At 65.1% G+C, this 25,581-nt stretch carries 23 protein-coding genes; 14 read left to right on the top strand and 9 right to left on the bottom strand.

The annotated features are described in order from the left end of the window. Positions 1 to 87 precede the first annotated feature (87 nt). Entirely contained in the window at positions 88 to 2,814 is a 2,727-nt protein-coding gene (gene mutS, locus WDM24_RS40555) for a DNA mismatch repair protein MutS (protein ID WP_338829683.1), read from the bottom strand. 214 nt (positions 2,815 to 3,028) lie between these two features. Here mutS and pcaF point away from each other — a divergent pair, with 214 nt between their 5' ends. The 7 genes from pcaF (at position 3,029) to WDM24_RS40520 (ending at position 8,660) form a co-directional block, all read left to right on the top strand. Then, positions 3,029 to 4,237, top strand: coding sequence for a 3-oxoadipyl-CoA thiolase (pcaF, locus tag WDM24_RS40550; RefSeq protein ID WP_338829682.1), 1,209 nt, complete (start codon positions 3,029 to 3,031; stop codon positions 4,235 to 4,237). A 105-nt stretch (positions 4,238 to 4,342) separates the two neighbouring features. Beyond that, positions 4,343 to 5,044, top strand: coding sequence for a protocatechuate 3,4-dioxygenase subunit beta (pcaH, locus tag WDM24_RS40545; protein WP_338829681.1), 702 nt, complete (start codon positions 4,343 to 4,345; stop codon positions 5,042 to 5,044). After that, a complete protein-coding gene (pcaG, locus tag WDM24_RS40540; RefSeq protein WP_338829680.1) occupies positions 5,045 to 5,647 on the top strand; it encodes a protocatechuate 3,4-dioxygenase subunit alpha in 603 nt (200 codons plus the stop codon). A 146-nt stretch (positions 5,648 to 5,793) separates the two neighbouring features. Continuing rightward, complete coding sequence (locus tag WDM24_RS40535; RefSeq protein ID WP_029079517.1) at positions 5,794 to 6,117, top strand: ArsR/SmtB family transcription factor; 324 nt, start codon at positions 5,794 to 5,796, stop codon at positions 6,115 to 6,117. A gap of 10 nt (positions 6,118 to 6,127) precedes the next feature. Then, complete coding sequence (locus tag WDM24_RS40530; protein WP_338694540.1) at positions 6,128 to 6,604, top strand: SRPBCC domain-containing protein; 477 nt, start codon at positions 6,128 to 6,130, stop codon at positions 6,602 to 6,604. Between the two features lie 21 nt (positions 6,605 to 6,625). After that, a complete protein-coding gene (locus WDM24_RS40525) occupies positions 6,626 to 7,474 on the top strand; it encodes a shikimate dehydrogenase (RefSeq protein ID WP_338829679.1) in 849 nt (282 codons plus the stop codon). Between the two features lie 16 nt (positions 7,475 to 7,490). Next, on the top strand, positions 7,491 to 8,660 hold the full coding sequence (locus WDM24_RS40520) for a Gfo/Idh/MocA family oxidoreductase (protein ID WP_338829678.1): 1,170 nt from the start codon (positions 7,491 to 7,493) through the stop codon (positions 8,658 to 8,660). A gap of 241 nt (positions 8,661 to 8,901) precedes the next feature. Here the strand turns inward: WDM24_RS40520 and WDM24_RS40515 are convergent, their stop codons facing one another. The 4 genes from WDM24_RS40515 to WDM24_RS40500 all read right to left on the bottom strand — a co-directional run bounded on the left by WDM24_RS40515 (position 8,902) and on the right by WDM24_RS40500 (position 13,894). After that, on the bottom strand, positions 8,902 to 10,212 hold the full coding sequence (locus tag WDM24_RS40515) for an ABC transporter substrate-binding protein (RefSeq protein WP_338829677.1): 1,311 nt from the start codon (positions 10,210 to 10,212) through the stop codon (positions 8,902 to 8,904). Positions 10,213 to 10,496: 284 nt separating this feature from the next. Then, a complete protein-coding gene (locus tag WDM24_RS40510; RefSeq protein WP_338829676.1) occupies positions 10,497 to 12,053 on the bottom strand; it encodes an MDR family MFS transporter in 1,557 nt (518 codons plus the stop codon). A gap of 193 nt (positions 12,054 to 12,246) precedes the next feature. Continuing rightward, complete coding sequence (locus WDM24_RS40505) at positions 12,247 to 13,470, bottom strand: HlyD family secretion protein (protein ID WP_338829675.1); 1,224 nt, start codon at positions 13,468 to 13,470, stop codon at positions 12,247 to 12,249. Continuing rightward, positions 13,415 to 13,894 (bottom strand): MarR family winged helix-turn-helix transcriptional regulator, encoded by a 480-nt coding sequence (locus WDM24_RS40500; protein ID WP_156928453.1) that lies wholly within the window; start codon positions 13,892 to 13,894, stop codon positions 13,415 to 13,417. The genes WDM24_RS40505 and WDM24_RS40500 overlap by 56 nt, the downstream gene beginning before the upstream one ends. A gap of 154 nt (positions 13,895 to 14,048) precedes the next feature. Here WDM24_RS40500 and WDM24_RS40495 point away from each other — a divergent pair, with 154 nt between their 5' ends. Next, positions 14,049 to 14,537: a Fur family transcriptional regulator gene (locus WDM24_RS40495; RefSeq protein WP_165126866.1), complete on the top strand. Its 489-nt coding sequence runs from the start codon at positions 14,049 to 14,051 to the stop codon at positions 14,535 to 14,537. Between the two features lie 325 nt (positions 14,538 to 14,862). Beyond that, positions 14,863 to 15,738 (top strand): DMT family transporter, encoded by an 876-nt coding sequence (locus WDM24_RS40490; protein ID WP_414645793.1) that lies wholly within the window; start codon positions 14,863 to 14,865, stop codon positions 15,736 to 15,738. A gap of 233 nt (positions 15,739 to 15,971) precedes the next feature. Here WDM24_RS40490 and WDM24_RS40485 read toward each other — a convergent pair whose 3' ends face one another. Then, positions 15,972 to 17,219, bottom strand: coding sequence for a DUF805 domain-containing protein (locus WDM24_RS40485; protein ID WP_338829673.1), 1,248 nt, complete (start codon positions 17,217 to 17,219; stop codon positions 15,972 to 15,974). 192 nt (positions 17,220 to 17,411) lie between these two features. Between WDM24_RS40485 and WDM24_RS40480 the strand changes: the two genes are divergently transcribed. After that, positions 17,412 to 17,600, top strand: a complete 189-nt coding sequence (locus WDM24_RS40480; protein WP_029079527.1) for a hypothetical protein — start codon at positions 17,412 to 17,414, stop codon at positions 17,598 to 17,600. A 145-nt stretch (positions 17,601 to 17,745) separates the two neighbouring features. Here the strand turns inward: WDM24_RS40480 and WDM24_RS40475 are convergent, their stop codons facing one another. After that, positions 17,746 to 18,621: a sulfurtransferase gene (locus tag WDM24_RS40475; RefSeq protein ID WP_338829672.1), complete on the bottom strand. Its 876-nt coding sequence runs from the start codon at positions 18,619 to 18,621 to the stop codon at positions 17,746 to 17,748. A gap of 258 nt (positions 18,622 to 18,879) precedes the next feature. Between WDM24_RS40475 and ispG the strand changes: the two genes are divergently transcribed. From ispG to WDM24_RS40460, 3 genes are all read left to right on the top strand, one after another. Beyond that, on the top strand, positions 18,880 to 20,172 hold the full coding sequence (gene ispG / locus WDM24_RS40470) for a flavodoxin-dependent (E)-4-hydroxy-3-methylbut-2-enyl-diphosphate synthase (RefSeq protein ID WP_338829671.1): 1,293 nt from the start codon (positions 18,880 to 18,882) through the stop codon (positions 20,170 to 20,172). A 260-nt stretch (positions 20,173 to 20,432) separates the two neighbouring features. Further along, positions 20,433 to 21,326: a TauD/TfdA dioxygenase family protein gene (locus tag WDM24_RS40465; protein ID WP_338829670.1), complete on the top strand. Its 894-nt coding sequence runs from the start codon at positions 20,433 to 20,435 to the stop codon at positions 21,324 to 21,326. A 133-nt stretch (positions 21,327 to 21,459) separates the two neighbouring features. After that, complete coding sequence (locus tag WDM24_RS40460) at positions 21,460 to 22,800, top strand: Rieske 2Fe-2S domain-containing protein (RefSeq protein WP_338829669.1); 1,341 nt, start codon at positions 21,460 to 21,462, stop codon at positions 22,798 to 22,800. Between the two features lie 146 nt (positions 22,801 to 22,946). Here WDM24_RS40460 and WDM24_RS40455 read toward each other — a convergent pair whose 3' ends face one another. Both WDM24_RS40455 and WDM24_RS40450 read right to left on the bottom strand, forming a co-directional pair. Further along, entirely contained in the window at positions 22,947 to 24,554 is a 1,608-nt protein-coding gene (locus WDM24_RS40455; protein ID WP_338829668.1) for a Na+/H+ antiporter, read from the bottom strand. Positions 24,555 to 24,662: 108 nt separating this feature from the next. Continuing rightward, positions 24,663 to 25,037, bottom strand: a complete 375-nt coding sequence (locus WDM24_RS40450) for a nuclear transport factor 2 family protein (RefSeq protein ID WP_029079533.1) — start codon at positions 25,035 to 25,037, stop codon at positions 24,663 to 24,665. A 99-nt stretch (positions 25,038 to 25,136) separates the two neighbouring features. Here WDM24_RS40450 and WDM24_RS40445 point away from each other — a divergent pair, with 99 nt between their 5' ends. Then, positions 25,137 to 25,571 (top strand): GFA family protein, encoded by a 435-nt coding sequence (locus tag WDM24_RS40445; protein WP_338829667.1) that lies wholly within the window; start codon positions 25,137 to 25,139, stop codon positions 25,569 to 25,571. The last annotated feature ends 10 nt before the right edge of the window (positions 25,572 to 25,581 follow it).

The raw sequence follows: 25,581 nt of genomic DNA, 5'->3' as shown, positions 1-25,581 counted from the left end.
CATTCCGGGATGGTGCGTAAGCACCAGACCCGGAATCTCGAGATTCCGGGTTCGATGCTGCGCATCGCCCCGGAATGACGGCAGACGTCATCCCTTCGGCAGCTTCGCCCTCAGCGCATAGAGCGCATCCAGTGCCTCGCGCGGCGACATCTCGTCGGGGTGCAGCGCCTTCACGGCCTCGACCAGCAAGTCCGTCTCGCTCGGCGGCTTGTCCTCACTGGCGGCGCGCGAGGGGACTGCGAACAGCGGCAGGTCGTCGACCAAGGCGCGCGCGGTCTGGCCGCGGTCCTGGGCCTCGAGTTTCGCCAGCACCGATTTGGCGCGCGTGATCACGGCGGGCGGCAGGCCGGCGAGTTTTGCGACCTGGATGCCGTAGGAGCGGTCGGCCGAGCCGGGCAGCACCTCGTGCAGGAACACGACGTCGCCCTGCCATTCCTTGACCCGCACCGTGGCGTTGAACATCCGCGGCAGCTTGGCCGAGAGCGCGGTCAGCTCGTGGTAGTGGGTGGCAAAGAGGGTGCGGCAGCGGTTGCTCTCATGCAGATGCTCGATCGCGGCCCAGGCGATCGACAGCCCGTCGAAGGTCGCGGTGCCGCGGCCGATCTCGTCGAGGATGACGAGCGACCGTTCGCTGGCCTGGTTGAGGATCACGGCGGTCTCGACCATCTCGACCATGAAGGTCGAGCGTCCGCGCGCGAGATCGTCGGCCGCGCCGACGCGCGAGAACAGCCGGTCGACGATGCCGAGCCGCGCCCGCGACGCCGGCACGTAAGAGCCGATCTGCGCCAGCAGCGCGATCAGCGCATTCTGCCGCAGGAAGGTCGATTTGCCGGCCATGTTCGGACCGGTGATCAGCCAGAGCTGGCCGGACTTCTGCCCAGGCGCCGGCGACAGATCGCAGGCATTGGCGATGAACGGCTGGCCGTCGCGCTTCAGCGCCTGCTCGACCACGGGGTGGCGGCCGCCTTCGATCGCAAAGCCGAGCGAGCCGTCGACATCAGGCCGCACGTAATGGTCGTCGATCGCAAGCTTTGCCAGTGCGGTCGCGACATCGAGCATTGCAAAGGCATGCGCGGCGTTGCGCAGATCGTCGCTGGCGGCGAGCGCCATCGCGCTCAGGCGTTCGAAGATTTCGAGCTCGAGATTGAGTGCACGCTCGCCGGCGTTGGCGATCTTGGCCTCGGTCTCGCCGAGTTCGGCCGTCGTGAAACGAACCTGCCCGGCCAGCGTCTGGCGATGGATGAAGGTCGCATTCAGCGGCGGCGCGAACAGCTTGTCGCCGTGCTGCGCGGTGACCTCGACGAAATAGCCGAGCACATTGTTGTGCCGGATCTTCAGCGTCTTGATGCCGGTGTCCTCGGCATAGCGCGCCTGCATCGCGGCGACGACGAGGCGCGAGGCGTCGCGCAGATTGCGGCTCTCGTCGAGCGCGGCCTCGTAGCCCTCGCGGACGAAGCCGCCGTCGCGCTTGATCAGCGGAAGCTGTTCGGAGAGCGCGCGGGAAAATTCCCGCGCCAGATCGCGCGACGGGCGCTGCAACGCCGCCATCACGGCCGACACTTCGGCCGGCGGATTGGCAAGCTGCGCCAGCAGCTCCAGCGCCTGGTCGGCGGCAAGGATGCCGTCGCGCAGGCTCGCGAGATCGCGCGGACCGCCGCGGCCGACCGAGAGCCGCGCCAGCGCGCGCGACATGTCGGGCGCCGCGCGCAGCACGGTTCTGACGTCCTCGCGCGCCGCCGAATCCGCGACGAAGGCCGTGACGGCGTCGAGCCGACGCGCGATCACAGCAACATCGGTCAGCGGCGCGGCAAGGCGCTGCGCCAGCAGCCGCGAGCCCGCCGCGGTCACGGTGCAGTCGATCGCATCGAGCAGCGAACCGCGGCGTTCGCCCGCCAACGTCCGCGTCAGTTCGAGGTTGGCGCGGGTCGCCGGATCGATCGCCATCGTGGTGCCGGCGGCCTCGCGCGCCGGCGGCGACAGCGGTGGACGTTTGCCGACCTGGGTGCGGTCGATATAGGTGACGGCCGCGGCCGCAGCCGTCGCCTCCAGCCGCGACATCGCGGACAGGCCGTCCATGGTCGCGACTGCAAAGTAGTCGCACAGCCGCCGTTCGGCGGTGGCGCCGTCGAACACGTCGCGGGTCAGCGGCGTCACCGACGGCAATTCGCGCAAGGTCGGCGCGAGCTCGTTGTCGCTATAGAGCGCGTCGGTGACGATGGCCTCGTTCGGATTGATGCGCGCCAGCGTCGCCGCGAGCTCCGCGGTCGAACATTCCGTCACCATGAATTCCGAGGTCGAGATGTCGATCCAGGCAAGGCCAAGACGATCCGCGCCGGCCGAGCCGCGGGCGCGCGCGATCGCGATCAGATAATTGTTGGTGCGGGCGTCGAGCAGTGTGTCGTCGGTCAGCGTGCCCGGCGTCACCAGCCGCACCACGCCGCGGCGAACCACGCTCTTGTTGCCGCGGGCTTTTGCCTCGGCGGGATTTTCGGTCTGCTCGCACACCGCGACGCGATGCCCGGCGCCGATCAGGCGATGCAGATAATCCTCGGAGCGTTCGACCGGCACGCCGCACATCGGGATGTCCATGCCCTGATGCTTGCCGCGCTTGGTCAGCACGATGCCAAGCGTCTTGGAGGCGATCTCGGCGTCCTCGAAGAACAGCTCGTAGAAATCGCCCATCCGGTAGAACAGCAAGAGGCCGGGATGGGCCGCCTTGATCTCCAGATACTGTTCCATCATCGGCGTGACGCGCGACGGCGCCTCGGCGGGAGTGGGTTCAGGCGGAGCGGGAATGGGTTGCTGGATGGTCATGAGGAAGCGGAAACTACAAAATTTCGTCGTGCGCTCCTATCCAAGAAGAAGGGGTTTTCCACCCTGTCCACGACCCGAGATATGACAAGGCATCACGGCAACGCGCTAATGCCACGCAGCGGCGTCAATTGACCTGCCGCGGGCACGCTCCTAAAACCCACCTCAAGTTCCAACCGATCCAGCGCCTAAGTCGCGGCATTCAGGGAGAGATTCAATGCGTGATGTGTTCATTTGCGATGCCGTCCGGACCCCGATCGGCCGTTTCGGCGGCTCGCTCGCCAAGGTGCGCGCCGACGATCTCGCGGCGGCCCCGATCAAGGCGCTGATGGCCAAGCATCCGACGCTCGACTGGAATCAGGTCGACGAGGTCTATTTCGGCTGCGCCAACCAGGCCGGCGAAGACAACCGCAACGTCGCGCGCATGGCGCTGCTGCTCGCCGGCATGCCCGAGTCGGTTCCCGGCCAGACCCTGAACCGGCTCTGCGCCTCTGGCCTCGATGCGGTCGGCGCCGCGGGTCGCGCCATCCGTGCCGGCGAGATCGATTTCGCGATCGCGGGCGGCGTCGAATCGATGACGCGCGCGCCGTTCGTGATGGGCAAGGCGCCGGAAGCCTTCGCGCGTTCGGCCGAAATCTACGACACCACGATCGGCTGGCGCTTCATCAATCCGCTGATGAAGGCGCAGTACGGCGTCGACGCGATGCCGGAGACCGGCGAGAACGTCGCCGAGGAATTCCAGGTGTCGCGCGCCGATCAGGACGCGATGGCGATCCGTTCGCAGCAGCGCGCGGGTGCGGCAATCGCGTCGGGCTATTTCGCCGAAGAGATCGTCCCGATCCGGGTGCCCGGCGGCAAGGCCGGCCCCATCACCGTCGACAAGGACGAGCATCCGCGGCCCGAGACCACGCTCGAAGGTCTCGCCAAGTTGAAGCCGATCGTGCGCAATCCGGGCACTGTGACCGCGGGCAACGCATCCGGCGTCAATGACGGCGCCGCCGCGATGATCCTCGCTTCCGAAGCCGCGGTGAAGAAGCACGGCCTGACCCCGCGCGCAAAAATCCTCGGCCTCGCCTCGGCCGCGGTGCCGCCGCGCATCATGGGCATCGGCCCGGTGCCGGCGACGAGGAAGCTGGTCGAGCGTCTCGGCATCAAGGTGTCGGATTTTGATTTGATCGAACTCAACGAGGCCTTCGCCTCGCAAGGCATCGCCGTCCTGCGTCAGCTCGGCGTCCAGGAAGATGCTGATTTCGTCAATCCGCATGGCGGCGCGATCGCGCTCGGCCATCCGCTCGGCATGAGCGGCGCGCGGCTGGTCTTGACCGCCGTGCACGGCATGGAGAAGCGGGGCGGGAAGCTTGCCTTGGCAACTATGTGCGTCGGGGTCGGCCAGGGCGTCGCGGTCGCTATCGAAAAGCTGAACTAATCTAATAGCTTGGAAGGGCTGAAAACAGCCCTTCCCCAATTTGGTTATGCAATATAATGATCTGAGGTGAGCTCACGGGGCGCGTGGGCCGCGGAGGAATTCGCCATGACCCTAGTGTATCCGCTGCAATCGCTTGCGGCCCATCCGGCGCGGCTGTCGCCGGACTATCGCTCCACCGTGAAGCGTTCGCCGCAAAAGCCGCTGATCCCGATGCGGCACACGCTCTCCGAACTGACCGGGCCGGTCTATGGTCACGAGACCGTGCGCGAGCACGACAACGACCTCACCATCCAGGCAAAGGGCGAGCCGCTCGGCGAGCGCATCATCGTGCACGGCCATGTGCTGGACGAAGACGGCCGCGGCGTGCCCAACACGCTGGTCGAGTTGTGGCAGGCCAATGCCTGCGGCCGCTACATCCATGTCGTCGATCAGCACCCGGCGCCGCTCGATCCGAACTTCACGGGCGCCGGCCGCACGCAATCCGACGCCAAGGGCTACTATAAGTTCATCACCATCAAGCCCGGCGCGTACCCATGGGGCAATCACCACAATGCCTGGCGGCCGGCGCATATCCACTTCTCGGTGTTCGGCCATTCCTTCGTCTCGCGTCTGGTGACGCAGATGTATTTCCCCGGCGATCCCCTGTTTCCGTTCGATCCGATCTTCAACTCGGTGACCGATGAAAAGGCGCGGGCGCGGATGATCTCGTCGTTCGATCTCGACAACACCAAGCCGGAATGGGCGCTCTGCTACCGCTTCGATATCGTGCTGCGCGGCCGCAACGCCACGCCGATGGAGACCAAGTAAGTGTCGAACCCGCGTCCTGATGGAATCACGCCCTCGCAGACCGTCGGCCCCTATTTCAAGTACGGCCTGACGCCGAACGGCGAATACGAATGGAACGACGCCTTCACGAGCAACCTCTTGACGCCTGACGTCTCGGGCGAACGCATCCGCGTCGAGGGCAAGGTCTATGACGGCGACGGCGCTTTGATCCCGGATTGCATGCTGGAGATCTGGCAGGCCGATAGCCAGGGCCGCTTCTCCGATCCGCAGGATGCGCGCGCGCTGCCGAACTCGTCGTTCAAGGGTTTTGGCCGCTGCGGCACCGACAAGAGCGGCGGCTATTCGTTCGACACCGTCAAGCCGGGCGTGGTGCCGGATGCCGACGGCAAGCCGCAGGCGCCGCATATCGCGCTCGCGGTGTTCGCGCGCGGCATGCTCTTGCATCTCTACACGCGGATCTATTTCGACGACGAGGCCGGCAACGCCGCCGATTCCGTGCTGGCGCTCGTGCCCGCCGATCGCCGCGCCACCTTGATCGCCAAGCGCAAGGCCGGTGCGGGCAGCGTCTACACGTTCGACGTCCATCTGCAGGGCGACAACGAGACGGTGTTCTTCGACGTCTAGAGGCTGCGGCGCGCCGTCGGCGGCGCGCAAATCCAGCATTGAAAAGACTGACAAATCCGCTGCGCGCCTTCGCCGCAGCGGATTTCGTTGACTATGCATGATTAGTTATATAACAATCAATTTATATAACCGGGACGAGATCAAGCATGGCCAACCTCGATGCCGCCTTCTCCGCGCTCGCCGATCCGACCCGCCGGGCGATCCTGGCGCGGCTCGCTCTCGGCGAGGCGACCGTGATGGAGCTGGTCGAGCCGTTCGAGATGACCCAGCCCGCGATTTCCCGCCATCTCAAGGTGCTCGAGGGCGCGGGCCTGATCGTGAAGCGGATCGAGGGCACCAAGCGCCCGTGCCGGCTGGCACCGACGGCGGTCGCCGAGATCGATCAATGGCTCGGCATGCTGCGGCGAGCGCTGGAGACCAATTACGACCGGCTGGACGGCGTGCTGGCCGCGATGAAGCCCGAGACGTGAAAGGTGCCCCATGAGCGAGTTGACGAGCAAGCTGACGCTGAAGACCGAAGGCGACCGCCATGTCGTCGTCACCAGGCGCTTCGTTGCGCCGCCCGAGGCGGTGTACCGCGCGCACACCGAGCCGGAGCTGCTGCAAAAATGGCTGCTCGGTCCGGACGGCTGGACCATGCCGGTCTGCATCAGCGAGCTCCGGCCTGGCGGCAAGATCCGATTCGAATGGACCGACGGCAAGGGCCGCGGCTTCCATCAGACCGGCGAATATCTCGCGCTCGAACCGTTCAGCCGCATCGTGCATGTCGGGCGCATGCATCTGCCGGATCCGACGCCGGACAATCATGTCGAGACCACGTTCGCGCCGGACGGCACTGGCACCCTCATGACCTTGCGGATGACGCTGCCGGATGCGGAGACGCGTGCGGCGATGCTCGCGACCGGCATGGAGCGCGGCATGGAAGACAGCTATGCTCGGCTCGACCGCATGAGCTGAGCGCGACTGACGTGAGGGACAATGCGCGACCGTTTCCTGACCGGCCTGATCGGATATCCGATCGCGCATTCGGCGGCGCCTGCGATGCACGAGCAGGCGGCCGCAGCGCTCGGCGCTCGTTGTCACTACCAGCTGATCGAGGTCAAGGGCGCCGGGCGCGACGATCTGCGCGCGATGTTGGGGGGTATCAGGCGGCTCGGCTTTGCCGGCGTCAACGTCACCTTTCCCTACAAGGAAGCGGTCGTCGAACTGCTCGATGACCTCGCGCCGGATGCACGCGCGATCGGCGCGGTCAACACCATCGTCGTCGATGGCGCGCGGCTCGTCGGGCATAACACGGACGCAACAGGCTTTGCGCGCGCGATCGAACCGCTGCTCGCTCTCGCGCCGCGCGGCCCGATCGCGCTGATTGGCGCCGGTGGCGTCGGCAAGGCGATCGCGTTTGCGCTCGCCGGCCTCGGCGTTACCGAGCTTCGTATCTTCGATGCCGATGCCGCCAAGGCCGCGCAGCTTGCGGCCCAGTTGGCGGATCATGCGGTTCGCGCCGCCAGTGTCGCGGCCGTGGTGGACGGCGCCGCAGGTCTCGTCAACGCAACGCCGGTCGGCATGCTGCCGAGCCGCGACACGCCGGTGCCGGATGCGCTGCTGCGTCCCTCGATGTGGGTCGCCGACGTGGTCTACACGCCGCTATGGACGCCGCTGCTGACGGCGGCAAAGGCCAAAGGCGCAAACGTGCTGACCGGACGCGATCTCGCGATCAACGCATCGGTGGATGCGTTCAAGCTATTCACGGGATTGACGCCGCCGCATGGCGCGATGGCAAATGCATTCGACGCCGTGATGGCTGCGCGCTACTCTGCATCCGCCTGAAGGGCGGAGACATTGAATGACAAAAATCAGGATCGGTCTGGCCGGCTGCGGCTTTGTGTCGGAGCTGCATATGTATGCGTATCGGCGCGTCTACGGCGTCGATATCGAGGTGAGGGCGGTCGCGGCGCGCGGCGATCATGTCAATGAGTTCGCCCGCAAGCACGGAATCCCGAACGCCTATCGCAGCTTTGCCGAGCTGGTTGCCGATCGCGAGCTTGACGTCATCGACATCTGCACGCCGCCGAACCTGCATACCGCGATGATCGTGGAGGCGATGCAGCGAGGCAAGCACGTGATCTGCGAAAAGCCGTTCAGCGGCTATTTCGGACAGCCCGGCGACAAGGCGCCGATCGGCAGGCACGTGCCGAAGGCGCTGATGTATCAGCGCGTGATGGAGGAGATGGAAAAGACCCGCGCCGCGATCGAGCGCAGCGGAAAACTCTTTATGTATGCCGAAGACTGGATCTACGCGCCGGCGGTGACCAAGACCGCGGAGATCATCCGCGCCACAGGCGACAAGATCCTCTTCATGAAGGGCGAGGAGAGCCATTCCGGCTCGCATGCCGCGCACGCTGCAGAGTGGGCGATGACCGGCGGCGGCTCGCTGATCCGGATGGGCTGCCATCCGCTGTCGGCGGTGCTCTATCTCAAGCAGGTCGAGGCGAAAGCCCGCGGCGAGATCATCAATGTTGCCAGCGTTACTTGCGACGTCGGCAATGTCACGGCCGGCCTCAAGCCCGAGGAGCGCGCCTTCATCAAGGTCAATCCGGTCGACGTCGAGGATTGGGGCACGCTGACCGCGACCTTCTCCGACGGCACCAAGGCCACGGTGTTTTCCGGCGACATGATCATGGGCGGCGTACGCAACCTGATTGAGACCTATACCTCGGGCGGCTCATTGTTCGCCAACATCACGCCGAACACCCATCTGACGAGCTACCAGACGTCAGAGGAGAAGCTCGCCTCGGTCTACATCACCGAGAAGGTCGATCGCAAAACCGGCTGGCAATATGTTTGCCTCGAGGAGGAATGGACCCGCGGCTATCTGCAGGAGATCCAGGATTTCATGGAATGCGTCTCAACCGGCCGGCAACCGCTCGCCGACCTGGCGCTGGCGTATGAGACGACGAAGGTGAACTACGCCGGCTACTGGGCGGCGGACGAGGGCAGGCGGGTGGTGTTGTAGATACGTGCATTGCGACTGGTCGGGCGCGGGGGCGGCAGCGTGATTGCCTTCGTTTCACTGATCCCTGTGCCAGCCCCGTCATCCTGAGGTGCGAGCCTTGCGGCGCACTTGCGCCGCTGGGCGAGCCTCGAAGGATGAATCGGCCAGAGTGGGGCCGTGCATCCTTCGAGGCTCGCCGAAGAGGCTCGCACCTCAGGATGACGGGGGTGTTCCCAACAAGCCGCGGTAAACAATCGACCCCTTACGCCCCGTACACCGATCCCTTCGGCAGCGGAAACACCGGGTCCTGCGTCCTGATATTGGTCGGCCACACCACGGTGATGCGCTCACCGGCGTTCTGCATCACGACCGGGGTCGAGCGCTCGTTCTGGCCGGACATCGGCGTGCCCGGCGGATAGAATTTCACGCCATAGCCCTGGATGGTGCCGCCCGGCGGGATGTCGACGTCGAGCGCCGCCTTGCGGATCGCCTCGGGATCGAAGCCGCCATATTTCTCCTTGGCGACCGGCAGCACATTGTTGAGCAGCACCCAGGTCTGGTTAAAACCCATCGAGCAGTGCGGCGGCACTTCGGTGGCGCTGGTCTTCTCGCGATAGCGCGCAACCATGGTCTTGGTGAGGTCGCCGACCCCCGGCGCCAGCTTGGCCGGATCGAGCAGCTGCGCCGGAACGGGGTCGATGTTGCAGAAATTGTCGATGTCGGCGCCGAACGCCGTGCGCAGCTTGTCGAGCTGGCTGTAGCCGGCGCCGGCGCCGAATAGCATCTTGAATTTCAGCCCGCTCTCGCGCGCCTGGCGCAGGAACAGCGTGATGTCGGGGTTGTAGCCGGCATGCGAGATGATGTCGGCCTTGGCGCGCTTCAGTTTGGTCACCAGCACCGAGAGGTCGGGCGCCGAGGCCGAATAGCCTTCCTTGAGCACGACCTGGAGCCCGGCTTCCTTCGCGAACGTTTCGTCGGCGGCGGCGACGCCGACGCCATAGGGGCCGTCCTCATGGATCAGCGCGACCTTGACGTCCTTCGGGTCCATGCCGAGCTTGGCCTTGGCGTGCTCGGCGAGGAAGCCGCCAAAGGCCTGGCCGTATTGGTCGGAATGGATCTGCGCGCGGAACACATATTGCAGGTTCTTGTCCTTGAACACGGCGGTGGAGACCGCGGTGGTGATCCAGAGGATGCGCTTCTGCTGCTCGACCTTGGCGGCGAGCGGCACCGCGTGCGAGCTCGCGAACACGCCGTTGAGGATGTCGACCTTCTCCTGGTCGATCAGCCGATTGGCCTCGTTGATCGCCACATCGGGCTTGCTCTGGGAATCGACATTGACCGGCGCGATCTTGTACTTGCCGCCGACGCCGCCCTTCTCGTTGACGAGATCGATGGCAATCTGGGTGCCGATCGAGGAGGCGACCGAGCCGCCGGCGGCGAACGGGCCGGTCAGGTCGTAGATCACGCCGATCCGCACCGTTTCGGCCTGCGCCTGCGCCCGTGTCCAATCGAAGCTGAAAGCAGCGGCGGCAGCCGCTGAAGTCTTCAGCAGCGTCCTGCGTGAAGTCGGCATCGCGTCCTCCCCTGAAGCCGTCATCGACGTGACGGGTATTGCTTGTTTTCCAGGGAGTATTGGGAGGCGAGGTCGGAAAGTCAACGCGATTGCGGGCGCGGGGCCTTGCGCTTTCGGAGGGTGTCGCGGTCCACACTGTCATCGCCCGGCTTGACCGGGCGACCCAGTATTCCAGAGGCTGCAGTGCTTGAGCAGATAAGCCGCGGCGTACTGGATCGCCCGCCTGCGCGGGCGATGACACCGATAAAGCGTTTAAGGCGCTATTGGACGCAGAGTCGCTGAAGCTACTCCATCACCGCGGCATGGTCCGATGGCGCCGATTGCGCGCGCAGCGCGGCCTTGGTCGAGCCGATCATCATCGCGAGCGGGATCGAGACCAGGATGAACAGCATCACCAGCTGGTAGTCGTGCGAAAAGGCGATGATCTGCGACTGCGCGGCCACCATCCTGTCGGCCATCGCGCGGCCGGTATCGGTGTTGAGGTTCATCATGCCGGATATGTCGGGCATCTGCAGCGCATGGTTGAACGGATTGATCTGCTCCGAGAGTTTTGCGTAGATCCGCCGCCCGCCCTCGGTCAGCTGGGCGATCACGATCGAGATGCCGACCGAGCTCGCGACGTTGCGGAACAGCGTCAGCATCGAGGTGCCGTCGGTGCGCAGATGGTTCGGCAAGGTCAGGAACGCCACCGTCGAGAGCGGCACGAAGACGAGGCCGAAGCCAAAGCCCTGGACCACGCTGACGATGATGATCTCGTTCGCCTGGGTCATGTCGGTCCAGCCGGTCATCTGGAACAGCGAGGCCGCGGTCAGCGCCAGGCCGGAGATGATCAGCGTGCGCGCCTCGATGTAGCGCATCATGCGGCCGACCAGCATCATCGCGACGAAGGTGCCGGCGCCGCGGGTCGCCAGCAGCAGGCCGGCGGTAATGATCGGATAGCCGACCACGTTCTGCAGATAGGGCGAGGACAGCGCCATGGTCGAATACAGCACGAGGCCCATCACCGTCATGAACACGACGCCGCCGAGAAAATTCCGGTCCTTGAAGATCGCGAACTGGATGAACGGCCTGTCGGTGGTCAACGAATGGGCGAAGAAGAAGTAGCAGCCGACCGCCGCGACGATGAACTCGATCATGATCTCGTTGGACTCCAGCCAGCCGAGCTGCTCGCCGCGGTCGAGCGCGAGCTGCAGCGCGCCGATCGCGACCGCGAGCGCGCCAAAGCCGAACCAGTCGAAGCGCAGATTGTGGTCCTGCTTGGTCTCGTCCATGAAGATTGCAAGGCCGAGCACCGTGAAGGCGCCGAACGGCAGATTGACGAAGAACACCCAGTGCCAGGAATAGGTCTCGGTCAGCCAGGCCCCCAATGATGGCCCCATGATCGGGCCCATCATCACGCCCATGCCCCAGATCGACATCGCTTTGGCGCGCTCATGCAGCGCGTAGGAATCGAGCATCACGGCCTGCGACAGCGGCACCAGCGCCGCACCGAACACGCCCTGCAGCAGGCGGAACAGCACCATCTGGTTGATGTCCTGTGCCACGCCGCACAGCACAGACGCGAAGGTGAAGCCGGCCGAGCAGATGATGAAGATGCGCTTGCGGCCAAAGCGGTTGGCGATCCAGCCCACCGGCGCGGTCATGATCGCGGCCGCGACGATGTAGGAGGTCAGCACCCAGTTAATCTGGTCCTGCGAGGCCGACAGCGAACCCTGCATATAGGGCAGCGCGACGTTGGCGATGGTCGTGTCCAGCGCCTGCATGATCGTCGCGGTCATCGCGCAGATCGTCACCATGTTCCGGCGCATGCCGGGTACGGCGGATGGTGACGGTGCATTCATTCAGGTCAGTCCTGTTCGAGCGATCGAAATCACCTCTCCCGCTTGCGGGGGAGGTCGGCGCGTAGCGCCGGGTGGAGGCTCTCTCCACAGAGAGACTCGTGGAGAGAACCCCCACCCCGACCCTCCCCCGCAAGCGGGAGAGGGGGCGCACTGTCTCTGCGGTCGACAACTCGACCAAAACCCAATTCGATCGTTAGTCCTGGTGGTCCGGGTGCGCCGAGGCCGGCGACAGCCCGAGCAGGCCGGCCAGCGTGCGGCGGTGGTTGGTGTCGATCGTCGCGTAGACGCTCATGCCGGCCTTCAGTTTCTTCACGAACGGATCGTTCTCGTCGAAATAGATCCGCACCGGCACGCGCTGCACCACCTTGACGAAATTGCCGGTGGCGTTTTGCGGCGGCAGGATTGCGAACTGCGCGCCGGTGCCGGGCGACAGCGAGCCGATCTTGCCCTTGAACCGATGGTTCGGGAACGCGTCGACGTCGAGTTCGACCGGCTGGCCGACCGCCACGTAAGTAAAGTCGCTTTCCTTCGGGTTGGCGTCGACCCAGGGATGGTCGACGTCGATCACGGAAAACACCGGCGCACCGGCGGCGACGAAGCGGCCGAGCTGGATCTGGTCGACCTGGGTTGCGACGCCGTCCATCGGCGCGCGCAGCACGGTGTGATCGAGATTGCGCTGGGCGTCGTCGAGCTTGGCCTTGGCCTGGGCGTAGGGCGGGAACTGCTCGATCGGCAAATCGACATCGCCGAGCAGCTGCGTCTTGGCGTTGGAGATCTGCTGGCGGATGTATTGCGCGAGGCTCTCGGCCGTCACTTGCGCATTCGCCGCGTTGTCGAGGTCGAGCTGCGAGCCAAAATTCTGCTTGGCGAGCGTCGACTTGCGGTCGACGTCCTTCTTCTTCAATTCGATGCTCTGCTGGGCGAATTCGAGCATCCTGCTGTTGATCTTGATGTTGTCGACCAGATTGTCATAGCTGGTCCTGGTCTGGTCGAGCGCGGCCTTGGCCTGCGCGACCGCGAGGCGGAACGGCACCGGATCGATCTCGAACAGCTCGTCGCCCTTCCTGACGTGCTGGCCTTCCTTGACGACGATCTTGTCGATCTTGCCGGAGATCTCCGGCGTGATCAGCACCTTCTGGGCGCCGACATAGGCGTCGTCGGTGCCGACATAGCGGCCGCCATTGAGATAGAACACGATGCCGCCGATCGCGGCGACGGTCGGCAGCACGACCAGCAGCAGCACCCGCCGATAGCGCCGCAGGCCCGCCATCAGGCGACGGCGCGGCGCGCGGCTGGCCTTGCCCGACGGCGCGGGCGTTTTCGGATTGCTCTTCTGCTCGGGTGCCAGCTTGAGCACGGGTTCAGCCATAGCGCTGTTCCTTTCGGGAGGGTTCGCCGGCTGGGCTTTGGATGGCATTGCGAACGTTTTCCTTGATCGATTCCAGTTGAGTGAGCAGGCGGTGCGCGTCGGCCGGGCTGATGCCCTCGAGTGCGGTCGCGGTGAGTTCGGAGCGCAGGCCGGCCAGCTTGCCGAGCAGCGGGCGGGCGGCCTTCTTGAGATAGAGGCGGTTGACGCGGCGGTCGCTGTCGTCGCTGCGGCGCTCGATCCAGCCATTGTCGCAGAGCTTGTCGATCAGCCGCGTCAGCGTGATCGGCTGCATCTCGAGCAGCTCGGCGAGCTCGGTCTGCTTCAGCCCTTCCTGGCGCTCCACTTTGGACAGCACGGCCCATTGCGCGCGGGTGATGCTGTAGCGGGCGGCCTCCTTGTCGGCATAGACGCGGATCAGGCGGAACACCTCGCCGAGCGTAAACAAGAAGTCCGTATCCACGGAACCGCGCATAAATCCTGCCTCCATAAGCTTTGGATATAATAAGCTTGCTTATGAATTCTGCATGCCAGGTTAACGGGGGGCTGCCCCGCATTGCGCACATGGCTGCGGGCCGGCAAAGCGGCGGGCTTTGGGAACGCGGGTTGGAATGCTATCTTCAGGCGGTATGAGCCTCGCCAAGCCGACCTTTCCTGCCCCCGATCACGACCACGGCCGCTGCGCCGCGGACGCGATGGCGCATGCCGAGCAGGTGTGTGCGCGCCGCGGCCAGAAATTCACCCCGATCCGGCGTCAGGTGCTGCAGGCGCTGCTGTCGAGCCATCGCCCGCTCGGCGCCTATGAGGTGATCGACGAGCTGGCCAAGACGATGCCGCGGCCGGCACCGATTACCGTTTACCGCGCGCTCGACTTCCTGATGGAGAACGGCCTCGTGCACCGCATCGAGAGCCGCAACGCCTTCCTCGCCTGCGCGCACGACCATGACGAGGCCTCGATGGTGGCGTTCCTGATCTGCGACCATTGCGGCTCGGTCGGCGAGATCCCGGCCGCACCGGTCGCGCAAAGCCTGACGGCTGCGGCGCGGGCCTCGGGCTTCATCCCGAAACTGTCCGTCGTCGAGATCGCCGGCACCTGCGCGCATTGCCAGAAGACGTGATGCGCGGATGCGATTGAGGCAAACGATTGCCGCGAAGATGCTCTGCTCCCTCCCCCGCTTGCGGGGGAGGGCCGGGGTGGGGGTGTTACCGCGAGTCGTTTTGCTGAGAGAGCCCCCACCCGCATCGCATCTACGATGCGATGCGACCTCCCCCGCAAGCGGGAGAGGTGGGGCAACGATGAGCGCCTGAGCCACTCATCTCAATAGAATAACAACAGGCCGATAGGCCGGCCCGCGAGGAAACATGTCGACCCAAGCGATCACAGCCCACGTCACGAGGCCCGTCAGCGTCGGCCATGGGCTGCCGCCCGGCGCCATCGCCGTGATGCTGATGCTGTGCGTCAGCTGGGGCTTCAACCAGCTCGCGGTCAAGCTTGCGCTGCCCGATGTGCCGCCGATGCTGCAGGCGATGATCCGCTCCTCAGGCGCGCTGCCGGTGATGCTGATCGTGGGCTGGCTGCGCGGCGTCAGATTCTTCGAGCGCGACGGCTCGCTGGTGCCCGGCGTGATCGCCGGGCTGATGTTCGGCTGCGAATTCGTGCTGATCTTCACCGGGCTGGTCTTCACCTCGGCGTCGCGAGCCTCGGTGTTTCTCTACACTGCGCCGTTCTTCGTCGCGCTCGGCTCGCACCAGTTCCTCGGCGAGCGTCTCTCCACCGTGCAGTGGAGCGGCCTTGCGCTGAGCTTTGCCGGCGTCGCGCTCGCGATCGGCGTGCCGCAACCGAATGTCGACGCCAAGGTGCTGCTCGGCGATCTCATGGTGGTCGGCGGCGGCGCGCTGTGGGCCGCGACCACGCTGGTCGCCAAGGGCACGCGCCTGCGCCAGGCTGCGCCGGAAAAGGCGCTCGGCTACCAGGTCGCGATCTCGATTCCGATCCTCGGGTTTGCCGCCTGGATCGCGGGCGAGCGCATCGACCATATGCCAAGCGCGCTGTCGCTCTCGCTGCTCGCCTATCAGGCCGTCTGGGTGGTGGGCTGCACCTTCGTGATCTGGTTTGCGATGGTGAAGACCTATTCCGCGAGCAAGCTCTCGGCCTTCACCTTCATCACGCCGCTGTTCGGCGTGGTCGCGGCCTATTTCATCATGCACGACACGCTGACGCCGGTGTTCGGCGTTGCCGCGCTGCTGGTGATCGCCGGCCTCTATCTCGTCAACAAACCCGACCCGAAGGTGACGCCGGACCCGAATGTGCCGGCGTGAAGTCGAGATACCGTAGGGCGCCGACGGGGTGCTGAATCGAAAAGGACCGTCACATGGACGGTCCTTTTCTGCCGGTTGAAATAGGCCCTGTAAAAACCCAAACGTGAAAAATGCTCTGCAAATTACCGTCGTGCCGGCAGAGATTGTATTACGACCGTCCTGGCTCGCCAGGAATCCGGATCAGTACGGTGTTCCGGCATGGAACTGGCGCGGATGGTTAATGCCGCAGCTCGCTACATCATCCGCTCATGCATCTCGAAACCGACATAGACGGCCGGGTGATGCAGGCCGCGGTCGGACAGCATCTTCGCGCTGCCGGCGCCGAGATCGGTGACGTCAAGTGAAGTGCCGAGCCCATCCCGGTACAGGATCGGCTGATAGCCCTTGATGATCCTCTGGCCGAACGCCGGGTAGGTCGGCGGGCCATCGGAGAACGCGTGGCGGAACGCCTGGTAGAGCGTCGACGAGCGCAATGCCTCCATCGCCGCCCGCTCATGCCGTTCGGCAAGGCCAAGGCGTATCCTGAAATAGGTGTTGTAGCCCTGGCACTGCTTCTCGATCGCGATGAATGCATCCGCATCCGCTCCGTGGAGTGTGTAGTAGGCCGCCGTTCGATCCTGCTCCGGCGTGGCCGTTTCGGTCGCCTGCAACTGCGCTCCCTCCTGCTGCAGGAGGCTGTCGACGTCGATTGGTCCGGCCTGCTTGCGGAGGTCGGCCGCGTGCTTGCTCACGACGCTGACGCTTGCCCGACGGTTCAGGTCGATCGCGGGGCCGCCGTCCGCCATGACGCGCCAGCCGGCGGCTTCAAGTCGCGCTCCGGTCCCTGACAACAGCGCGTCGAAAGGCGGCGAGGAGATGCCGTGTCCGTAACGCGCGCAGAGATCGACGACGATGTCGCAGGCGGCGGTGACGCTAGGGTCGGCCTTGTCCGCGACGGCCTGCGTCCCGCCATCCGGCGGGATGGCGAATACGGCCATGACGGCTTTGGAAAAACCGGAGACCTTGCGTTCCGCCTCTTGCCTCGCGACCACCGCCGCATCAGGCGGAACGGCTCCCGATGGTGCCGTCGAAGCGGTCGGCTGGCTTCGCCTTGCGAGCGCGGCGAGGAAACAGAAGCCAGAGAAGGCAAAGGCGCAGGTCGCCGGGATGGCGGTGATCAGGCCATACGGCACGTGAACGCCGAACCAGGCCTCGACGCGATCCTGGATCGCGGCAAAGAAGTAGAAGATCGCGAACGGCGCGACCGCGAAGAACACCGCGAGCCCAGTGGTCAGGCCGCTGTCGTGGAAGCGCCGGGCCGTCACCGCCAACAGCGGCAGCGCCATCGCAATGGCGACGTAGATCGCGCTGTCGAACTGATGGGCCGCGAGCAGAACCAGCAGGCAAAAGCCGAAGAACCACCAGAACTCGGCGCGCGGCGCCCGGCCGCTGAAATCGGCGAATTTCCTGAAGCAGGTGGCGATCGACGCGGTGGCATGCATGACCATCTCCGGGCAGACGGCGGCAGCCTAGCGGTGAAGATTTACGTTTCTCTATTGTCGACGGGCGCAATTGCAGCCTTCAGGCGCAATGGCACCAGGCCGAGGGGTAGCCAGTCCGGACGGTGTTGATCTACGTCAACGCCGCCACTAACGTGAAGTCTCCCATGCGAGGGATGCCGTGGAGGCGCGCTTATGCCAGTCGATGCCACCGATGCAATCGAAGCCGGAATCCGGTCCGCGTTCACCGCATATTCCAAGGAGGATGATCCGGATTGGCGGAGTGCCTGCTGGATCAAGCCGGATGAGTGCTCCCATCTGGCAAAGAACATCCTGAAGGAATTGGCGGCCCGAGGCTTCGAGATCGTCAAGAAGTCAGCGTGATTGCTGGGCAGTCCCGCTGCGCCCTGCGACAAAACAACCCGACGGGCAACTCAGCAAGTTGTGTGACTCACAAGTGGCGCAACAAACTCAGTGTTGTCCCGGCCTTCGCCGGGACGACGGTGGGAGAGAGTCTTGTGCTTCCCCACTACCCCACCTCGATCGGCAGCGACGCATCCTTCGCCCATTCGCCCATCGAGCCGTCATAGAGCGTGAGATTGTCGTAGCCGAGCCGATGCAGCTGGAACAGGTCGATGGTCGCGGAGATGCCGCCGCCGCAATAGGCGACGACGCGCTTGTCCTTGCTGATGCCCTGCGCGGCGAATGTCGCTTCGGCCTCCGTCAGCGGCACGAACGTCTTGTGCTTGGGATCGATCAAGCTTGCGGCCGGCACGCTGACGCTGCCGGGGATGCGGCCGGGCCTGCCGTAGCGGCTCGGCTCCAGGCCCTTGTAGAATTGCGGGCCGAGCGCGTTGACGATGACGGTGTCGCTCTCCGTGGTCGCGGCGAGCACGTCATGCTTGTCGACGAACATGCCGTCCTTCGGCCGCGCCGAGAACGTGGCCGGCGGATAGCCGCCGGCGAGCCCGGTCTCGATGTCGCGTCCCTCGGCGGTCCATTTGTCGATGCCGCCGTCGAGCACCGCGGCCCCCTCGAAGCCGAGCGAGTGCAGCATCCACCAGAACCGCGTCGCCCACATCGCGGTGCCGATCGAATACAGCACCACGCGGCTGTTGGCCGAGATGCCATGGCGGCCGAACGCGGCCTCGAGCTGGGCTGTCGGCGGCATCATGAAGCGCAGCTCGGTACGGGCATCGGAGAATTCGGCCTGCAAATCGAGGAAATTCGCGCCGGGGATGTGGCCGGCCTCGAACGTCTGGCGGCCCGAGACGACAATATAGGGAACGCCGCTGCCGGCGGGCGCCGGCTCCAGATAGGTCGTGCAGTCGAACAGGCGGAGATCCGGTCGGGTCAGGATGTCGGCGAGTTCCGCCGTGCTGATCAGCTCGCTATGGCCGGCCATGTCGCGCCCTCCCGGTGTGCTCTTAACAGGATGCTAAGATGCTCCAAGTCACATGAAAAGCTGTCGTTTGCCCTTTGATTCACCCCAATTCGGCCCAATATAGCTGGGCATGCAGGACGCCGCTGCATGGCTTGCCTTTGGCCTCAATCGGCGCCATAAGCTGTTGAATTCACTCCGAAACATGACCGTTTGGCCTGCCGCGCGCGTGGCCTATCGCCCCCTTGGTGAATGTCACCAAAACCTGATATTCGAGACGCCATGAACAAGCCTGAGATTTTGCCGCAAGACGACGACGTCGCCGGCCCCGCGCCGCGGCACCAAACCACGCAAGTCATGGTCGGCAACGTCGCCGTCGGCGGCGGTGCGCCGATCGTCGTGCAGTCGATGACGAACACCGACACCGCCGACATCGAGGGCACCATCGCCCAGGTCGCGGCATTGACCCGCGCCGGCTCCGAGATGGTGCGCATCACCGTCGATCGCGAGGAGGCCGCAGCCGCCGTGCCGCGCATCCGCGACGGCCTGCGCAAGATGGGCATCACCACGCCGCTGATCGGCGACTTCCACTATATCGGCCACAAGCTGCTCGCCGAGTATCCGGCCTGCGCCGAGGCGCTCGACAAGTACCGCATCAATCCCGGCAATGTCGGCTTCAAGAACAAGCGCGACACCCAGTTCGCCGACATCATCGAGATCGCCAACAAGAACGACAAGCCGGTGCGCATCGGCGCCAATTGGGGCTCGCTCGACCAGGAGCTGCTCACCAAGCTGATGGACGAGAACATCGCCTTGCCGAATCCGCGCGATGCCCGCGCGGTGACGCGCGAAGCGATGGTCCAGTCGGCGCTGCTGTCGGCCGCGCGTGCCCAAGAGCTCGGCATGCCGAAGAACAAGATCATCCTGTCGGCAAAAGTGTCCGCCGTGCAGGATCTGATCGCGGTCTATCAGGAAGTCGTGCGCCGCTCGGATTACGCGATCCATCTCGGCCTCACCGAGGCCGGCATGGGCTCGAAGGGTATCGTCGCGTCCTCGGCCGCGCTCGGCATCCTCTTGCAGCAGGGCATCGGCGACACCATCCGCATCTCGCTGACGCCGGAGCCCGGCGGCGACCGCACGCTGGAAGTGCAGGTCGCGCAGGAATTGCTGCAGACCATGGGCTTCCGCACCTTCGTGCCGCTGGTCGCTGCGTGCCCCGGTTGCGGCCGCACCACCTCGACCACGTTCCAGGAGCTGGCGCGCTCGATCCAGGATTTCATCCGCGACGAGATGCCGGCCTGGAAGACCAAGTATCCGGGCGTCGAAGAGCTCAACGTCGCCGTGATGGGCTGCATCGTCAACGGCCCCGGCGAATCCAAGCACGCCAATATCGGCATCTCGCTGCCCGGCACCGGCGAAGCGCCGGCCGCGCCGGTCTTCGTCGACGGCAAGAAGTTCCGCACCCTGCGCGGTCCGGGCATCGCCGCCGACTTCAAGGCGCTGGTGATCGACTACATCGATCAGAAGTACGGCGCGGGCGCCAAGGTGCCGGAGCAGGCCGGCGCCGCGGAGTAGCTTCACTCCGCTCGTGACCCACACAAGCCGTCGTCCCTGCCTAGTGCGCAATTGCGCACGGGAGCAGGGACCCATAACCCCAGGCGGTGGTTGTGGCGCGAGATGCGGGTTACGAATCTTCGCAAAACACAATCCTGTGGTTATGGTCCCGGATCTGCGCTGCGCCTGTCCGGGACGACAGATATGTTTGCGGTGCAGATTGCGCTTCCACCGACGCGCGTTACCATGTCTCCCAATCAAGAACGATCGGGAGAAGGCCCATGAGCTCACTGTCCGGCAAGCAGGGTCCGCGCTATCGCCACCTCGCCGACCAATCCGAGCCCTATGAGACCATCGGCGTCGAGAAGCTGACGCCGATCATCGGCGCGGAAATCTCCGGCGTCGATATCGGCAAGCTGGTCTCCGACGATGCGCGCTCCAACCGCCAGATGGACGAGATCCATCGCGCGCTCGCCGAAAACCTCGTCATCTTCTTTCGCGACCAGCACATCAGCCCCGACCAGCATCTCGCCTTCGGCCGCAAGTTCGGTGAGCTGCATGTGCATCCCGCCGCGCCCAACGAGGGCGATCCGGCGCTGATGAAGATCCATGCCGACAAGGATTCACCGCGCGCCAACGGCGAAGGCTGGCACACCGACGTGTCCTGCGACCTCGAGCCGCCGATGGGTTCGATCCTCTACATCAAGCAGTGCCCGCCGCGCGGCGGCGACACGCTGTTCGCCAACATGTACGCCGCCTATGAGGCGCTGTCGGACCGCATGAAGGCCTATCTCGACGGGCTCACGGCGCTGCATGACGGCGAGCAGACTTATCGCGGGCTCTACGCCAACTATGGCGTCGCCGACAAACGGGAATATCCGCGCGCCGAGCATCCTGTCGTCCGCACCCATCCGGTGACGGGCAAGAAGTCGCTCTACGTCAACCGCGGCTTCACCCGCTTCATCGTCGGCATCCCGCGCGACGAGAGCGACGCCATGCTGGCCTATCTCTACCAGCACGCCGAGAATCCGCTGTTCCAGTGCCGCTTCCGCTGGACCGAGAACGCGATCGCGTTCTGGGACAATCGCTGCGCCCAGCACCGCGCGATGTGGGATTACTGGCCGCACACCCGCTCCGGCACCCGCGTAACGGTGAAGGGGGAACGGCCGGTGTGAGGATGAGCGTGGTGCGTAGGATGGGTAGAGCGCAGCGAAACCCATCGCCTCACCGCGCGGATGCAAGTGATGGGTTTCGCTTCGCTCTACCCATCCTACGAATTGAAACAAAAAACAAATCGGGAGGTCGTCCATGCTTCGCGCCGAAGACAACAAATTCCTCACCGAGTCCGGTGCGGGGACGGGAATGGGCGAGCTCCTGCGCCGGTTCTGGATTCCGGTGCTGCTGTCGGAAGAGCTGCCGGAGCCGGGCAGCGATCCGAAGAAGATCGTGGTGATGGGCGAGGAGCTGCTGGCCTTCCGCGATAGCAGAGGCGTGGTCGGCGTCATCGATCAATACTGCCCGCATCGCGGCGCCAATCTCTGGCTCGGCCGCAACGAGGAATGCGGCATCCGCTGCGTCTATCACGGCTGGAAGTTCGACACCGACGGCCGCTGCGTCGACATGCCGACATCCTATCCGGACCTCAATGCCAAGGACCTGATCCGCATCAAGTCCTATCCGGTGCGCGAATGGGGCGAGATGATCTGGGCCTATATGGGCCCTGTCGAGGCGATGCCCGAATTGCCGGCGCTGGAGATGGCGCTGCTACCGGCCTCGCACCGCTTCGTCACCAAGAAGTGGCAGGACTGCAACTGGGTGCAGGCGGTGGAAGGCTCGATCGACACCGCGCATTTCACCTTCGCGCACCTCTCCTTCGAGAAGGAGGAGAACGAGATACTCGACATCAAGAAGCATTTCGTGAACCCGTTGACGCGGGTCGCGACCGACCACATGCGCTGGATCGCCGAGGATCCGCGCCCCGTCATCAAGATCAATCCGCATGAGGCCGGGCTGACGGTCGCGGGCGGACGGCTGACCGGCAGCGACAACATCTACTGGCGCATCGCCCAGTTCCTGATGCCGTTCCACAGTTACGCACCGAGCTCCATGCCGGGCGAGAACATGTTCGGCCAGACCTTCGTGCCGGTCAGCGACACCAGTTGCTGGATCTACACCTATGCGTGGAATCCCGACCGCCCGCTGACAGACGCCGAGCGTGAGGGCTACGCCAATGGCAACGGCGTGATGGCGGTGGTCGACGAGAACTACGTGCCGCTGCGCAACAAGGCGAACGACTATCTGATCGACCGCAAGCTGCAGCGGACCAAGAGCTATACCGGCATCAAGGGCGTCTCCGAGCAGGACGCCGCGGTGCAGGACAGCCAGGGCCCGATCGCCGACCGCACCCGCGAGCATCTTGGCCCGACCGATCTCGGTATCATGCATTTCCGCAAGCTGGTGATGGAGGCGGCCCGCGCGCTGCAGAAGGGCGAGGCGCCGCCGCATGCGGCGCACCAGGATCGCTACACCGTGCGCTCCGGCGCCTGCGTGACCAGCAAGACCAAGGACCTCACCGCCGTGATGGTCGAACGGTTCGGCGATCCCACAGGCTTCGTCGGCGGCCCCGGGCAGAACGCGGCGGCGGAATAATCCTTGCTGTCGTCCCTGCGAAAGCAGGGACCCATGACCACAGGGCTGCGTTGTTCGAGCGAGCCGTGGCCACAGCGTCGCACACCAATGATCATTGGTGGTTATGGGTCCCGGCTCGCGCTTCGCTTGGCCGGGACGACCCAATCCTACAACGGTATCCTGCGATACTCCCGGTTGGAGAGGCTCGCTTCCTCGAGATCAAGGTCGCGCTCGATGCGCCGCCTGGTTTCGTCGGTGATCTTGCCGTCGCGCAGCAGCATATGAATGAACTTGCGCTCGGAGGAGATCAGCTCCCGCGTCAGCGCGGTGCCGGCGGCGGAGACGTCGTGCTTCTCGGGGTCGAGCGTATCGGGCAGCTGGTTGAAGCGGATCTCGTGCCGCGAGCGCAAGAGCTTCACCACCTCGTCGGAAAGCTCGCGGTCGTCGGTGATGGCATCGAGCGACTTCAGCGCGGCATTCAGCGCCTCACGCCGCGCCGCGATTTCCTGCTCGTGCTCGGCAATATGCTCGCTGCGGCCGTCCCGGGCGAGGCCGAGCCAGCGCACCACCGGCGGCAGGCCGAGGCCGAGCCCGACCAGTGTCACGAAGATCACGCCGAAGGCGACGAACAGGATCAGGTCGCGATACGGGAAGGCGTCTCCGCCAGGTAATGTCAAAGGCAGCGCCAGCGCGGCGGCGAGCGACACCGCGCCGCGCACGCCGGTGAAGGCGACCACGAACACCGCCCGCCACGACGGCAGCGGATCGCGGTCGCGCATGCTCCGGCTGATCCAGCGCGGCAGATAGGTGCCGGGAAACACCCAGAGGAAACGCGCGACGATCACGATGGCGGCGACCAGCACGGTGGCGGTGAGGATCTCGTGCAGCGGGAACGACTTCGACTTCTCGTACAGCGAGCGCATCTGGAAGCCGGTCATCAGGAACAGCAGACCCTCGATCAGAAAGATGACCAGGTCCCAGAAGAAGATGCCCTGCAGGCGCGTCGCGGCCGAGATCAACAGCGGTCCGTTCCAGCTCATGTAGAGACCGCAGGCAACGGTTGCGATCACGCCGCTGCCGCCGAAATGCTCCGGGATCCAGTAGGCGAGATAGGGCGTGATCAGCGACAGCGTGATCTCGACCTGCGGATCGCGGGCTCTGCGGCGGGCGCGCAGGCTGAGCCAGCCGATCGCCGTGCCGAACGCGATCTCGCCGGCGACGATGACGAGGAAGGTGCCAGTCGCCTTCGGCAGCGAGAACAGCCCGGTGGTGATGGCGGCCAGCGCGAAGCGGTAGAGGATCAGCGCGGTCGCGTCATTGGCGAGCCCTTCGCCCTCGAGCACCACCAGGACGCGGCGGGGCAGGCCGAGCTTGCGCGCGATCGCGAGCGGCGCGACCACGTCCGGCGGCGCGACGATCGCCCCGAGCAGGAAGCCGACGCTCCAGGGCAGGCCTATCAAATAGTGGGTCGCCGCCGCGACCATGAAGGCGGTGAAGATCACGCAGCCGACCGACAGCAGGATGATCGGCCGCAGATTGGCTTTGAACTCGCGCCAGCTCATCGCGACGCTCGCCGAATAGATCAGCGGCGGCAGCACCACCAGAAGCACGAGCTCCGGCGGCAGTTCCAGCGACGGCATGCCCGGCACGAAGGCGAGCACGACGCCGGTCAGCAGCAGCAGGATGGCCGGCGCGATGTCGGTCCGCCGCGCCACCAGCGCGGTTCCCGCCAGTACGCCGAGCAGGGTGAGAAAAATCTGAAACTTGGCTTCCATAATGGGCTCAATTCGCCCGGAAACCACCGGCAGTCAATGCGGTCCGGCCGGAGCCGGACCGCTGGGGCATGCCACAAAGCCGTCGTGGGGATGCGGCGGGCCCGCCGGTCAGTCCCGCAGGTCGTAGCGGTACGACTTCGAGACGATCTGCCAGCCATCGGCGAGCTTCATCGCCACCAGGTAGTCGGTGAAGTAGCGCGGCGGCAGCTGGCAGCGCACCTTGATGAAGGCGGTGTTGTCGTCGGAGCGGTCGATGGTGACGATGAAATCTTCGCGGGCCTTGCCCTCGGCCTTCCCCGACGGCCGCTTGCGCACCCAGGCAAGCCAGTCCGGCACGGTCAGGACCTTCAGCTCGCCCTTCTCCACCCAGCGCAAGTCGGCGCTTGGATGAAAGGCCGCGGCAAGCTTGTCGGCGTCGCCCTCGTAGAGACCGTCGAAATAGGTTTGCACGACATTTTCGACGCTGGATCGATCTTGGCTCATTGGTTGGTCCTCCCGGCAGGTTTTCGTCTGCTAGGATTTAGCCATGAACCGCCGGATTGCGCCATGGCCGTCGGCAAAATTCCGCGTGAGGAGAAAGCCGTGACCGCATCTGCAAATTCGAACGATCGCATCCTGACGGGCGAATGCTTCTGCCGCGACGTGCGCTACGAGGTGGCCGACGCGTTCGGCTATGCGCTGAATTGTCACTGCTCGAACTGCCGCCGCACCACGGGTTCGGCGTTCAAGCCGTTCGCGGGAATCGCGCGCGAAAAATTCGCCATCGTCAGCGGCGCCGATCGTCTGCTGATCTACGGCGATGAGCTGACCCACGACGCGCATTGCGGCCGCTGCGGCTCGCTGCTCTATTCGCTGGTCCGCGACGGCGCCTATGTCCATGTCACGATGGGAACGCTGCGCGATGTGCCGGCGATCCGGCCGACCGCGCATATCTTCGTCGGCTCCAAGGCGCCGTGGTACGCGATATTGGACGACCTGCCGCAATATCAGGGGCACGTGACCAAAGGCGCGGAATAAATCAGCGCGA

It is taken from the genome of Bradyrhizobium sp. 27S5 (assembly GCF_037217225.1).
Classification (GTDB): Bacteria; Pseudomonadota; Alphaproteobacteria; order Rhizobiales; family Xanthobacteraceae; genus Bradyrhizobium; species Bradyrhizobium septentrionale.
Note: the sequence above shows the minus strand (reverse complement) of the source record. Positions and strands in the feature narration are given on the sequence as shown.

Excerpts from the sequence above, each read along its gene's own strand:
- mutS (WP_338829683.1), bottom strand. The coding sequence starts at position 2,814 with ATGACCATCCAGCAACCCATTCCCGCTCCGCCTGAACCCACTCCCGCC.
- pcaF (WP_338829682.1), top strand. The coding sequence starts at position 3,029 with ATGCGTGATGTGTTCATTTGCGATGCCGTCCGGACCCCGATCGGCCGT.
- pcaH (WP_338829681.1), top strand. The coding sequence starts at position 4,343 with ATGACCCTAGTGTATCCGCTGCAATCGCTTGCGGCCCATCCGGCGCGG.
- WDM24_RS40535 (WP_029079517.1), top strand. The coding sequence starts at position 5,794 with ATGGCCAACCTCGATGCCGCCTTCTCCGCGCTCGCCGATCCGACCCGC.
- WDM24_RS40530 (WP_338694540.1), top strand. The coding sequence starts at position 6,128 with ATGAGCGAGTTGACGAGCAAGCTGACGCTGAAGACCGAAGGCGACCGC.
- WDM24_RS40525 (WP_338829679.1), top strand. The coding sequence starts at position 6,626 with ATGCGCGACCGTTTCCTGACCGGCCTGATCGGATATCCGATCGCGCAT.
- WDM24_RS40520 (WP_338829678.1), top strand. The coding sequence starts at position 7,491 with ATGACAAAAATCAGGATCGGTCTGGCCGGCTGCGGCTTTGTGTCGGAG.
- WDM24_RS40515 (WP_338829677.1), bottom strand. The coding sequence starts at position 10,212 with ATGCCGACTTCACGCAGGACGCTGCTGAAGACTTCAGCGGCTGCCGCC.
- WDM24_RS40510 (WP_338829676.1), bottom strand. The coding sequence starts at position 12,053 with ATGAATGCACCGTCACCATCCGCCGTACCCGGCATGCGCCGGAACATG.
- WDM24_RS40505 (WP_338829675.1), bottom strand. The coding sequence starts at position 13,470 with ATGCCATCCAAAGCCCAGCCGGCGAACCCTCCCGAAAGGAACAGCGCT.
- WDM24_RS40500 (WP_156928453.1), bottom strand. The coding sequence starts at position 13,894 with ATGCGCGGTTCCGTGGATACGGACTTCTTGTTTACGCTCGGCGAGGTG.
- WDM24_RS40495 (WP_165126866.1), top strand. The coding sequence starts at position 14,049 with ATGAGCCTCGCCAAGCCGACCTTTCCTGCCCCCGATCACGACCACGGC.
- WDM24_RS40490 (WP_414645793.1), top strand. The coding sequence starts at position 14,863 with ATGCTGATGCTGTGCGTCAGCTGGGGCTTCAACCAGCTCGCGGTCAAG.
- WDM24_RS40485 (WP_338829673.1), bottom strand. The coding sequence starts at position 17,219 with ATGCATGCCACCGCGTCGATCGCCACCTGCTTCAGGAAATTCGCCGAT.
- WDM24_RS40480 (WP_029079527.1), top strand. The coding sequence starts at position 17,412 with ATGCCAGTCGATGCCACCGATGCAATCGAAGCCGGAATCCGGTCCGCG.
- WDM24_RS40475 (WP_338829672.1), bottom strand. The coding sequence starts at position 18,621 with ATGGCCGGCCATAGCGAGCTGATCAGCACGGCGGAACTCGCCGACATC.
- ispG (WP_338829671.1), top strand. The coding sequence starts at position 18,880 with ATGAACAAGCCTGAGATTTTGCCGCAAGACGACGACGTCGCCGGCCCC.
- WDM24_RS40465 (WP_338829670.1), top strand. The coding sequence starts at position 20,433 with ATGAGCTCACTGTCCGGCAAGCAGGGTCCGCGCTATCGCCACCTCGCC.
- WDM24_RS40460 (WP_338829669.1), top strand. The coding sequence starts at position 21,460 with ATGCTTCGCGCCGAAGACAACAAATTCCTCACCGAGTCCGGTGCGGGG.
- WDM24_RS40455 (WP_338829668.1), bottom strand. The coding sequence starts at position 24,554 with ATGGAAGCCAAGTTTCAGATTTTTCTCACCCTGCTCGGCGTACTGGCG.
- WDM24_RS40450 (WP_029079533.1), bottom strand. The coding sequence starts at position 25,037 with ATGAGCCAAGATCGATCCAGCGTCGAAAATGTCGTGCAAACCTATTTC.